The sequence below is a fragment of the Brevundimonas sp. KH_058 genome, assembly GCF_057838505.1.
Genome location: NZ_CM174469.1, coordinates 3,062,459 through 3,073,930, shown reverse-complemented (window position 1 = coordinate 3,073,930; position 11,472 = coordinate 3,062,459). Strand labels below are relative to the sequence as shown.

At 61.9% G+C, this 11,472-nt stretch carries 11 protein-coding genes; 5 read left to right on the top strand and 6 right to left on the bottom strand.

Annotated elements, in window-relative coordinates:
* Positions 1–44 precede the first annotated feature (44 nt).
* The 3 genes from AC3ISA_RS15235 (at position 45) to AC3ISA_RS15225 (ending at position 3,341) form a co-directional block, all read left to right on the top strand.
* Complete coding sequence (locus AC3ISA_RS15235) at positions 45–341, top strand: hypothetical protein (protein WP_489178543.1); 297 nt, start codon at positions 45–47, stop codon at positions 339–341.
* A gap of 250 nt (positions 342–591) precedes the next feature.
* On the top strand, positions 592–1,326 hold the full coding sequence (locus AC3ISA_RS15230) for a Crp/Fnr family transcriptional regulator (RefSeq protein ID WP_372693707.1): 735 nt from the start codon (positions 592–594) through the stop codon (positions 1,324–1,326).
* A gap of 152 nt (positions 1,327–1,478) precedes the next feature.
* A complete protein-coding gene (locus AC3ISA_RS15225) occupies positions 1,479–3,341 on the top strand; it encodes a PAS domain-containing protein (protein WP_489178542.1) in 1,863 nt (620 codons plus the stop codon).
* A 753-nt stretch (positions 3,342–4,094) separates the two neighbouring features.
* On the opposite strand, the gene AC3ISA_RS15220 is transcribed toward AC3ISA_RS15225, so the two are convergent.
* The gene (locus AC3ISA_RS15220) at positions 4,095–4,385 is read right to left on the bottom strand and encodes a HEAT repeat domain-containing protein (RefSeq protein WP_489178541.1); all 291 of its coding nucleotides are present in this window, start codon (positions 4,383–4,385) and stop codon (positions 4,095–4,097) included.
* Positions 4,386–4,655: 270 nt separating this feature from the next.
* Positions 4,656–5,759, bottom strand: coding sequence for a GlxA family transcriptional regulator (locus AC3ISA_RS15215; protein ID WP_489178540.1), 1,104 nt, complete (start codon positions 5,757–5,759; stop codon positions 4,656–4,658).
* On the opposite strand from AC3ISA_RS15215, the gene AC3ISA_RS15210 reads away from it, so the two are divergent.
* Together AC3ISA_RS15210 and AC3ISA_RS15205 are read left to right on the top strand one after the other, a co-directional pair.
* Positions 5,712–6,272, top strand: a complete 561-nt coding sequence (locus tag AC3ISA_RS15210; protein ID WP_489178539.1) for a cysteine hydrolase family protein — start codon at positions 5,712–5,714, stop codon at positions 6,270–6,272. The two genes, AC3ISA_RS15215 and AC3ISA_RS15210, sit on opposite strands and share 48 nt — an antisense overlap.
* Positions 6,269–7,165 carry an MBL fold metallo-hydrolase gene (locus AC3ISA_RS15205; protein ID WP_489178538.1) on the top strand — a complete coding sequence of 299 codons (897 nt, stop codon included), beginning with the start codon at positions 6,269–6,271 and terminating at the stop codon, positions 7,163–7,165. The genes AC3ISA_RS15210 and AC3ISA_RS15205 overlap by 4 nt, the downstream gene beginning before the upstream one ends.
* A gap of 73 nt (positions 7,166–7,238) precedes the next feature.
* Here AC3ISA_RS15205 and AC3ISA_RS15200 read toward each other — a convergent pair whose 3' ends face one another.
* The 4 genes from AC3ISA_RS15200 to AC3ISA_RS15185 form a co-directional block, all read right to left on the bottom strand.
* Entirely contained in the window at positions 7,239–7,892 is a 654-nt protein-coding gene (locus AC3ISA_RS15200; RefSeq protein WP_489178537.1) for an STN domain-containing protein, read from the bottom strand.
* 175 nt (positions 7,893–8,067) lie between these two features.
* Entirely contained in the window at positions 8,068–9,069 is a 1,002-nt protein-coding gene (gene cydB, locus AC3ISA_RS15195) for a cytochrome d ubiquinol oxidase subunit II (protein ID WP_489178536.1), read from the bottom strand.
* Positions 9,059–10,456 carry a cytochrome ubiquinol oxidase subunit I gene (locus tag AC3ISA_RS15190; RefSeq protein ID WP_489178535.1) on the bottom strand — a complete coding sequence of 466 codons (1,398 nt, stop codon included), beginning with the start codon at positions 10,454–10,456 and terminating at the stop codon, positions 9,059–9,061. Before AC3ISA_RS15190 ends, cydB begins: the two co-directional genes overlap by 11 nt.
* A 363-nt stretch (positions 10,457–10,819) precedes the next feature.
* A complete protein-coding gene (locus AC3ISA_RS15185; RefSeq protein ID WP_489178534.1) occupies positions 10,820–11,440 on the bottom strand; it encodes an SCO family protein in 621 nt (206 codons plus the stop codon).
* Positions 11,441–11,472: the final 32 nt, after the last annotated feature.

The window sequence follows — 11,472 nt, the reverse complement described above, 5'->3', positions numbered from 1 at the left end:
AGGGACGAAACTCATGATGAGGCGTCGTCTCCATCCACTCCCCCGTGGAAAGCGTCGTCTTCGGGAAGGCGAGCCATCGTCTCCCCGGTTCCCTCAAGACGGCCATGCCGTTGTTCGGAGGCAGTATGGGCAGACGCGACACGACGAGAACGGAGATGCCGGAAGAGGCCTTTCTTGCGCTCAGGGGAGAGTTGCTAAGGGCGACCGCGCTGCTGTCCTGCGCGCAGACGCTTGATCTCGCGGACGTGCTTCACACGGTGATCCGGGCGCGGAAATCTCATTATTCGCCTCAATATGCCGAACGTGGCCCATGCGACGAGAGATTCAGTTTTGAACATTGATTTTCGAGCGAACGCTTCTGCCCGAAGCGGCTCGTTCTGACGAGTTCGGCATCAACCCACAGTTTTGAGACGGAAGATTGACCGCGGGCACGTCGCGGCTAAACCTGTGATTTCAAGCGTTGCTGCACTCAACCCAATCCATGTTAAGTTTTATGATCTGGCCTATGTTATTGTGACGGATCGCTGACCGGCTATTCGGGCTTTGGCGACAGAGAGTTCTTTGTGCTCCCGCCCTGTTGCGGAGGCCAAAATGGACCATCGTCCAGACAATCCCCTTTTGCTTATGGTGCAGGCGTTCCAAAAGCAGGGAAGTCTTTCAGAAGACGATCTTAATGCACTCCTGTCGTTGCCGGCGAAGGTGCGCAAGCTCGAACCGTCCAGCTACATTGTCAGGGAAGGCGATACGCCGAACTTCTGTTGCGTCTTGAAGTCCGGGCTCGCCTATCGCCAGAAGCAGACATCCGGCGGTCAGCGTCAGATCGTGTCCCTGAATATTCCAGGCGATGCGCTGGACCTTCAGCATCTGTTTCTGGGCATTGCGGATCACAGCGTGCAGATGATGACGCGGGGCGAGGTGGTGTTCATCCCGATGCGCGAGCTGCAGGATGTCGTCAGTCACCATTCCGGTGTCGCTCGCGCCGTCAGTCTCGCCACCCTGGTCGAGGCCTCGGTGTTTCGCGAGTGGGTGCTGAATGTCGGGCGCCGCGATGCGCGAAGTCGGCTGGCGCATCTTCTGTGCGAATTCGCGTTCAGAATGCGGATGCGAGGGCTGGCGTCCGGTCCCGGTTACGCCTTGCCGATCACTCAGGAGCAACTCGCCGACGCCCTGGGTCTCACCTCTGTCCACGTCAGTCGGATGCTGAAAATTTTGGAGAGCGAGGGGTTGCTGGTTCGCAACAAGCGCAACATCACGTTCGAGTCATGGGAAAACCTCCGTGAGATTGCCGATTTCAACCCAAGATATCTTCACTTTCTCGATAGCTGATCGTTAGCGTGCTGAAAGCTCGCGCATAACGTGCATTATTACAACGCATGTTATGGAACAGTGATTTTTGATAGTGGACAGCTAGGCGTGACAGGGGCGGAAGGGAACGACCGCGTCTCTGATGAATGAATCTCAATCCACCCGGAGGCGAGATGCAGAAGGCCGGTTATACAATGGATCCCGGTTCTTGGCCGTCCGAACGGCCTGCGCGCGAGATTCGATCGACCGGCCCATGCGCTGACATCATCCGAAAACTGCCGTGGCAAGAAACGCCACTGGGAGCGCTGTGGTCATGGGATCCCGCTTTGACGGCGGCAATCGACGCCATATTGAGTTCTCGTTTTCCGATGTTTCTAACGTGGGGGACCGACCATCATATTTTCCACAATGACGCCTTCGAATATGCGCTTGCCGATGCGCGGCCCCTGATCGGGCGGCCTTTCCGAAACGCGTTTCCGGAAACGCTTTCCCTGCTCGAACCGCTGCTGCACCAGGCGATGCGAGGGGAGGCGACCTATTTCGAGGATTTTCACCTACCGCTTCTTCGCAACAACGTCCTTGCCGACACATGGTGGTCCTTCTCCTATTCACCGCTGAGGGATAGCGAGGGCGAGGTTGGAGGCGTCCTGGGCGTAGTCCACGAAACCACGCGAAGCCGTCTCGCGGAGGAAGCGCTAGAAGCCAGGGAAGACGCCCTGCGTGCAGTCACGGATCTGGCTCCCACGCTGTTGTGGCGCTGCGAACCCGACGGTCGGCTGCTTTGGGCGAACCAGAAGCTGCGAGATCATTGGCGTCTGACCCACATTGAGGGTGTTCGATTTCAGGAGCAGATTCATCCCGACGACCGGGCCACAGCCAAAGAGTTGAAAGAAGACGCGCTCGCGGCACGCCACACATTCGAGGCCCAGGTCCGCCTGGTTGGCGGAGATGGCGAATATCGCTGGTCTCTTGTGCGCTCTCAGCCCATCTGGCGTGCGGATGATGGCGATCTGGCGGGGTGGTGCGGATCAGCCGTCGATATCGACGACTGGCGTCGCAATACCGACGGTCGAGGCCATGAGGAGATTTTTGAGGTCACCAGCGCCGAAGCCACCCTGATCTGGACGGCCGATGTAGTCACCAAGAAGGTGGTCAGCCTAAATCCCGATTTCCGGTCTTCATGGGCTTTGGAGTTATCGACCGAACCGACGCCTTGGGAAGACTGGGTGTCGACGCTTTACATCGAAGATCGACTGCAGATGTCGCGCGCTTTCGATCGGCTGGCGTCAGGGGAAACCCTGCATGGGAATTTCCGCGTTCAAACCCTCGACGGCGCATTGCGGTGGTTCCACGCCGCCGGGTTTCCGATCGTTGGATTCGATGGCGTTATACGCCGGCTGGGCGGCTTTATCGTCGATGTGACGCATCGTTTCGACCCGCACATCTATCTTGTCGGCTTTGCGTACCAAGCCAGTGCCGGCCTGATGCAGGAGGCGGCGCGGGGGCAGGTGAAGGTCCGAGGCTTCACCGACGTGGCTCAGTTCGCCGAGGCGGCGGACGCCTTGATGCCAGGCGTAGTCGTGATTGCGGACGCAGCGATGATTGCGGATTCGACGCAGAGCGCCGCCATTCTGAAGCTGACAAAAGATCGCCTGCCGTGGCTTGTCATTGGCGGGCCTTCGACGCAGTTGGGCGACGCCGTGAAGTTGACGCGGCTCGGCGCGGCCAATGTTCTGGATTTCGGAGCTTCGCCCACAGCGATCATGTCGGCGGCTTTGGCGTCGTCGCCAGACCCTGCCTACGCATCAAAACAGGCGCCCCTCGTGGAGGCGCGGCGACGGTTCGACGCTTTGGGACATCGCCAACGCGATGTGCTGAAGGGCCTCATGACAGGCGGCTCGAACAAGTCGATCGCCAGAGACCTGAATCTCAGCCCGCGCACCGTCGAAACCTATCGTGCCCAGTTGATGGATACGCTCAGCGTAAAGAGCCTGGCCGAGCTACTAAAACTGGCTGCCGAAGCTGGGATGGGCTGATTTGCACCAAGCCCCTTGAAATTGGTGGGGTAGCCCGCGCTAAGCCCCGGCGCTGTGTGATCCGGCTGCACAGTCTGGAACATGCGCCCTCTTCGGAGACTGAACAGGTCCGGGAGCTGTTGCCGGTGTAGGGGCCTGAATAGATATAGCAATATCACAATTTAAGAGAGATAGCTGTTGCGTTCTGGGCGAAGCCGCTGTTGCAAAGCAGCAAGGCGCTCGGGTGGTCAGGGAGGTGTGTAGATACAAGAATCTGAGACGTATATCGGTTTTGGATAAACGCCAGAAGCGAAGAGGGAAGACGAACGATCTTCCATCCACATGTCTCCTCGGCATTTCCTTGTGAACGAAATATCCAGCACGATCCGTAGGAGTGGAGAGCGAACACGGCACAGCTGCCCGAGAGCATCAGCCGAGTAGTTCGTTTAACCGGATCGGCGATCCTGTCATCACGGACCGGATCCGCTCCAGATCGATCGGATGTCGTGCCGCAGCCAGTTGATCTGTTGCGCAGGAAAGCAGCGTCGATAGGTTCACTTCCGCCGTCCGCCAACTACCGAGCCGCTCGACAAGGTGCTTCGGAACGGCGTGCGATCCAGGATTTGCCGCAGAACGGTCCGCCCCTATGTCACTTCGCAATAGGCCGCCAGGATGTCGGCATCCGTCTCGTCATCGTCGACCAGAGCGCCGGGCGCCTCCGCCGACCAGTAAGGCAGGTGCTTGCATTGTAGGCCACATATTCCTCCTGGCCCTTCACGCCGGGGCCCCAAAGAACGATGGGTGACGCGGCCTGCGCGCGAGAATGGATTCCACCGCGTCGAGCGACACGGTCTCGCCCAGTGCCTCTAGCGCAAGGATCGCGGCCAGTCGGACCTTGGGAGCCTCGTCGTCAACAAGCATGATTAGATTGTCGCGCGCGCCGTGCGGAAGGATATGGAGCGTCTGGGCCGCCGCGACCCTGACGGCCGCGAGATTGGCGCTGCTCGCCTTGATCAGAGCAGCGGATTGTAGGCTGGCGATCACTTCGAGGGCGCGTGCGACCACGGCATCCGGCAGTCAGTCGTCCGTCACGCTCCTCGAATCGCCTCAGCGATGATAAAATACCTTGATTTGTCAAAATCTTGCACTCGGTTCCTTCGTGGGCCGAATTTTGTGCAAGATGCGCGAGCGCAGGGACGCCTTCCGAAGCTAGAGCTTCGGTCTGGAGCCGGTTTCGGCCCTATAGGAGGGATGATGGTCGACTAAGAACTTGGGCTGCCACGTCCCCAAGTGTCATTCGCGGCGCTTCTTGGCAAAAGTGCAACTCAAGCCGCCCTAATTGCGATTCTCTTTCTGAATATCGCTTGCGAAGCGTTTTCGGTATTCCGTGGCGGATAGGCCGACGATGGTCTGGAAGACCTTTCGGAAGGCGCTGGGGTCGGCGTAGCCGACGTCCCAACCGATGCGTTCTGTCTTCAGATTGGTGTTGCGAAGCAGATCCTGAGCGCGGGAGATTCTCAGGCGTTGCCGATAGGCCGTCGCGGTGAGGCCGGTCGCCTTTGTGAAGCGTCTCAGAAAGGTACGTTGTTCCAGGCCCGCAGCGGACGCCAGTTCGGCCAGGCTGATCTCCTCCTTCATGCGTTCGGCCAGAACGACCTGCGCCTGGCGTATGGCGTCGTCGCCGTGATCGAGGGCGGGCGCAAAACTGCTGTAATAGCTCTGCCGCCGTCCCGGCGGGTCCAGCAGGAAGCTGCGAGCGACCTCGCTCATGACGGCGCGGCCGCGGTAACGCTCGATCAGGGTCAGGGCGAGATCGGTCCAGGACATCACGCCGCCGGCCGTGACCACGTCGCCTTCATCGATGATGAGCCGGTCCGCATCGATCTTTGCGCGCGGAAACGCCTTCTGGAACCGCGCTTCGTAAGTCCAGTGGGTGGTGACGGTATGGCCATCCAGCAGGCCGGCGGCGCCGAGGACGAAGGCGCCGGTGCACACGGAGGCCATCACGCAGCCCTGACGATGAAGCGTCTGGAGCCATCGTGTGGTGACAGGGTCCGGCTTGGGTGGTCCCTGGAGCGAGGGCGGCATGATGCAGACGGTCGGGATGGGGCTTGCAGTCCCCGTCGAAAAGACCTGAGCCACCTGCATCCCGGATGGCGTCTTTCGCCAATGGCTGACGACCAGGGGCGGCTCGGCAAGGTTCAGCATCGTCGCGGTATTGGTGGCGGCGAGCAGGTCGGTCATGCCGAGGACGGCCGCGAGCTGTGCCTCCGGGTAGGTAAGAATGGCGATGTGCGTCATGTCGTTTTCGACCCGTCTTATGACGATCCCGCCACTGAACCTGGCGGATCGAGGGGTGTATAAGTCACGCACATTCAGAGGAACATTCCCATGGCCAACCGTGCTCTCATCGTCGTCGACCTGCAGCAGGAATATCAATCGCAAGGCAAGTTGCCGCTGTCGGGTCTCGAAGACGCCGTCGCAAACGCCCGTCGTCTTCTGGACGCGGCGCGCGCCAATGGCGGCCTGATCATCCATATCCGTCACGAAACGCCAGGCGGCTCTGCCGATGTGCCGTTCGCTCCGGGAACGCCTGCGGTCGACATCATCGCCGAAGTGGCGCCTCAGGGCGAAGAAGCGGTGCTGATCAAACATTACCCCAACGCGTTCCGGGATACCGAGCTGAAGCGTCGCCTCGACGACGCCGGGATCACCGAGGTCGTCATCGTCGGCGCCATGAGCCACATGTGCATCGACGCCACGGCCCGCGCCGCGTTCGACTTCGGCTATGGGGTGACCGTCGCGCATGATGCCTGCGCCACCATGGGGTTGTCGTTCGACGGTCGCGATGTGCCGGCCGAACAGGTGCATGCCGCCTTCATGGCCGCGCTCGCCTTCGCCTATGGCCGCGTCGTCTCGACGTCGGAAGTTCTGGAAGGGGTTTCGAAATGAGTTCGGCTGGCTTCGGTACGGGGTTGTCGCGCCGAGGGATGCTGGGCGTGGGCGCGGGTGTCGCGGCGGTTCTTGCCGCCCCCGGCGCCGTTTCCAGCGCGGTGGCCCAGTCGCAACCGGCCGGCGATCGCATGCTTCAGGTCCGCAATGCGACCGTTCAGATCAACTATGCGGGCGTTCGGTTCCTGATCGATCCGATGCTGGCGGATCAGGGCGCCTATCCGGGTTTCCCGGGGTCCGCGATGAGCCATCTGCGCAATCCGCTCGTGCCCCTGCCGGTGCCGGCGTCGGCCTTGATGGATGTGGACGCGGTGATCGTGACCCACACCCATCTGGATCACTGGGACGAGGCGGCTCAGCGCGCCCTGCCCAAGGCGATGCCGATCTTTGCGCAGAACGAAACCGACGCCGAGACGATCCGAGGCCAGGGCTTTACGGAGGTGCGCGTCCTGGACGCGTCAACCCAGTTCAGGGGCGTGTCCCTTGCGCGAACGGGCGGCCATCACGGCCGAGACGAGATCCTGAAGGCCATCCCGATGCTGGATCCTGTCTGTGGGGTGGTGTTGAGCAAGCCGGGCCACAAGACCGTCTATCTGGCCGGCGACACCGTCTGGAACGATGAGGTCTCTGAGGCGATCACCCAGCATCGACCTGACATCATCATCCTGAATGCCGGGTATGCCCAGATCATCGATCTGGGGCCGATCCTGATGGGGCCGCAGGAAATTCTAACGGTCAGCAAGGCGGCGCCTCAGGCTCGATTGATCGCGACACATATGGAGGCCGTGAACCACTGCATCCTCAGCCGTGCCGATCTGAAGGTATTCGCCGAACGCGAGGGCTTCGCCTCGAAGCTGGATATTCCGAGCGACGGCGAATGGGTTGCGCTGTAATCGCGCTGGCGATCTGAGGCCCAATTACAGACGCACCACCGGGCGGAGCGAGGCTCCGCCCGGTGTTTTTTGGTCAACGCGCCGGGAGAACTTCGAGGCCCTGGCGGATCGCTTGGGACTGAAGACCTGTCCCGGCCAACATGGCCCGCAGCCCTTCAGACGGGGTGTAGGTGTCGTTGATCGCGCGCGAGCGCAGGCCATCCACCTGGAACGACCGCGAGATCGGGCATTTGGTCGCTTCCGACAGGGCGTTCAGCGCCGCTTCGAGCGGCATGGACGGGATGCGGAGCGCGATGGAATCGTTCTGGCAGTCGAATTGGATCGGTTCCGGCGTCGGCGCCGGTCTCGTCCGCGCCAGACGCTCTACCGACAGACCTTGTCGCACGGAACGCGTTCTCAGTCCCCGCCGATCGACGAGCGCGGCCAGAGCCGCACTCGGCGTATAGGTTCCGCGCACGGCGTTGCTGGTGAGGCCCCGAGCGTCGGCTGTCCCGGAAATCGGGCAGTGTGTCTGCCGCGACAGCTCGCGAAGCGCGGCCGGCATGGGCTGGGCGCGAATATTGATCTGAAGGGACTCGTTGACGCACGGACGGGGGGCGGATTGAGCCATCGCTGGCGTTTGCCACGCCGCTCCGGATGTAATGCCGACAACGATCGCTAGACCGGCCAAGACGCGCATATTGATACCCTGATAAATGATGAGGCGCGGGAAGTTTCCCCGCCGCATCAAGGTCTAGCGGCGAACTGCATCAACACCGTGACCGCGTCGGTATGTCGCGGCCTTAATTAGCCCGTGGCGAGCTTGAGCACGCTTCGAAGGATGTAGGCCGCGACCCCGAGGACGCAGACCCCGAAGATCCACAGGCCCAGGAACCACAGCGTCTGGCGAAAGGGGGCGCGCATCAGTGATAGCCTTCGTCGCCGACCTTGCCGCGAAACACCCAGTAGGCATAGGCGGTGTAGGCCAGAATGATGGGGATGAGGATCAGGGCGCCGACCAGCATGAACGACTGACTGGAGGCGGGGGCCGCCGCATCCCAAAGGGTGATCTGGTCCGGCACGGCGTAGGGATAGATGCTGACGCCCAGACCTGCAAAGGTGACGGCGAACAGACCCAGAGAGATCAGGAAGGGCCAAACTTCGCGTCGTTTGCTCATGGCCAGGAAGAAGCCGGCCGCCAACACCAGCACCATCAACGGAACCTGGGCGGTCAGCAGCACACCGGGCCAGTCGAACCAGCGTTTGGCGTATTCTCCATCCAGGAAGGGTGTCGCCAGGCTGACGGCTCCGATCATGATCAGCGTAGCCGGGCCTAGTTTCCAGGCCTGGCTGCGCGCGTGGTCCTGCAGCTTTCCTTCCGTCTTCATGTTCAGCCAGGTGGCGCCGAGCAGGGCGTAGCCCGTCACGACGGCGCAGCCCGTCAGAAGGCTGAACGGACTGAGCCAATCCCACCAGCCGCCGCCATAGGCGCGGCCCGAGACCTCGACCCCCTGGAGGATCGCGCCCAGAATCACACCTTGGGAAAAGGCGGCCATCAGCGACCCGCCGAAGAAGGCGATGTCCCAGATCGGCTTGGCCCGCACCGTGCGCCAGCGATACTCGAAGGCGACGCCCCGAAACACCAGGCCCAGCAGCATGACGATGATCGGCGTATAGACCGCCGGCATCAGGACGGCATAAGCCAGTGGAAAGGCCGCGAACAGACCGCCCCCGCCCAGGATCAACCAGGTCTCGTTGCCGTCCCAGACCGGCGCGATCGAGTTCATCGCCCGATCGCGCTGCTCGCCGGCCTTCAGGGTCGGAAACAGGATACCGACCCCGAGATCGAACCCGTCCATGACGATATAGGCGAAGATCGCAAAGGCCAGAAGCACGGCCCAGACGAGGGTCAGATCAACGGTCATGGTCGCTCTCCTCGATCGTCGGGATGGGCCGGTCCATATCGATGCCCGGCGCGGGGGTGATCCCGGCGGTGCGGATGGGCGTCTCGGCTACGCCCGGCTCGCCGCGATGGGGCGCATGGCTCATCAGGCGCAGGATGTAGAAGACGCCGGCCCCGAACACCGCGAAATAGACGACGGCGAATGCGGCCAGCGATGTGGCTACCGCAGGGGCGGCGAGCGGCGCCGCACTGTCGGCCGTTCGCAGCAGGCCATAGACGGTCCAGGGCTGACGCCCGACCTCGGTGGTGACCCAGCCGCTCAGGACGGCGACGAAGCCCATCGGCCCCATGACGAGGGCGAAACGGTACAGCCAGGGGGCGTCATACAGCCGCTTGCGCACACGGGCGTACAGGCCCCAGACACCCAGCAGCAGCATGGCCATGCCCAGGCCGACCATGATGCGGAAGGACCAGAAGACGATCTCGACCGGCGGCCAGTCGGCGCGATCGATGGTGTCCAGCCCCGCTAGCGGCGCGTTGAGATCGTGCTTCAGGATCAGGGACGACAGCTTGGGGATCTCGACCGCGCCGTGAACGGTCGCTGCCCCGCGGTCAGGAATGCCGAAGAGGATCAGGGGCGCGCCGTCCGGGTGGCTTTCGAAATGGCCCTCCATGGCCATCACCTTGACGGGCTGATGTTCCAGCGTGTTCAGGCCGTGCATGTCGCCGATGACGATCTGCACCGGCGCGGCGATCAGGATCATTCCCATGGCCATGGCGAACATCTTGCGCGCGCCCTTGTTGGTCCGGTCCTTCAGCAAGTGCCAGGCCCCGACCGCGCCGACCACCAGGCCGGTCGTCAGATAGGCGGCCATCAGCATGTGTGCGAGGCGGTAGGGGAAGGAGGGGTTGAAGACGATCTTGAACCAGTCGACCGGAATGAACTGTCCGACGTCGTTGATGGCGTGGCCCTGCGGCGTCTGCATCCAGCTGTTGACTGACAGGATCCAGAAGGCCGAGGCGAAGGTGCCGATCGCCACCATCAGGGTCGCCATGAAGTGCAGCTTCTTGCCGACCCGCTTCAGGCCGAACAGCATGACGCCCAGAAATCCGGCTTCGAGGAAGAAGGCGCTCAGCACCTCATAGGCCATCAAGGGCCCGATGACCGGGCCAGCCTTGTCCGAGAACACCGACCAGTTGGTCCCGAACTGATAGGACATCACCAGGCCCGACACGACGCCCATGCCGAAGGCGATGGCGAAGATCTTGAGCCAGTAGTTGAACAGGTTGAGGTACAGATCCCGCCCGGTCTTCAGCCAGAGCGCCTCAAGTACGGCCAGATAGCTGGCGAGGCCGATGGAGAAGGCGGGAAAGACGATGTGGAAGGCGATGGTGAACGCAAACTGCATGCGCGCAAGAAGAAGAGCGTCTACGTCCAAGAGAAAGGTCCTGACTGAAATGCGCTGATGAACAGGGCGCGTCGTGTCGAAGCGTCGTCATCAGTTCATCGGACGGATGAAGGCAGCATCGTGCTGCTGACGACATTTGTATGGTCGGGGCTGGGATCTCAATTGGGCGATCGGTCCTTGGACGATCTGTCCTTGGGCGGAATGTCCCAGGGCGGTGCTCGGAGCGCCGGATAGGGCGCTAAAGCCTGGACCATGCAAGCGTGCATCGTTACGGACGAGAAAATCCGCCGCAGATCGCATCAACGCACAGCCGCGGCGAAGGACGGCGCGACAGCCACCGTCCGTGGGCCTGCGACAAGCGGATCAGCCCTTGGCGAGGGCGTCCTGGATGAGCTGGACCGACTTGTCCGGACCCAGGCCGTAGGTGAGAGCCGTCCTGAACTTGCCGTCCGGCCCCATCAGGTAGACAGTCAGCGAGTGGTCCATGGTGTAGCTGTCGCCGCTGCCCACCTTGGCATAGTAGGCGCGATAAGCCTTGGCCGCCTGGGCGGTCTGTTCCGCCGTTCCCGAAAGACCGATCGTCCCCTTGGGGAAGCCGTCGGACGACAGGTAATCCTTCAGGGCCTGAGGCGTGTCGCGTTCGGGATCGATGCTGACGAAGATGATCTGGAAACGGTCGGCGTCCTTACCCAGGCGCTGCTGAACGACCGCCAGCTCGGCCAGGGACGTCGGGCAGAACTCGGGGCAGAAGGTGAAGCCGAAGAAGACCAAGCTCCATTTGCTGTTCAGCATCGTCTGATCGACCGGCTGACCGTCCTGGTTCACCAGGTTGAAGTCGCCGCCGATCAGAGGCGTTCCTGCGGCGCTCGTTTCACCGGAGGTCGACGAGGAGCGTCCAGCCAGAATGATCCCTGTCGCGATCGCAATCACAAGAGCGATGGCGATAACGCCGCCTGCAAATAGAACGAGAGAGGGGCGGGCCATGAATGCAGCTCCAGCTTTAAAGCGACGTCGCT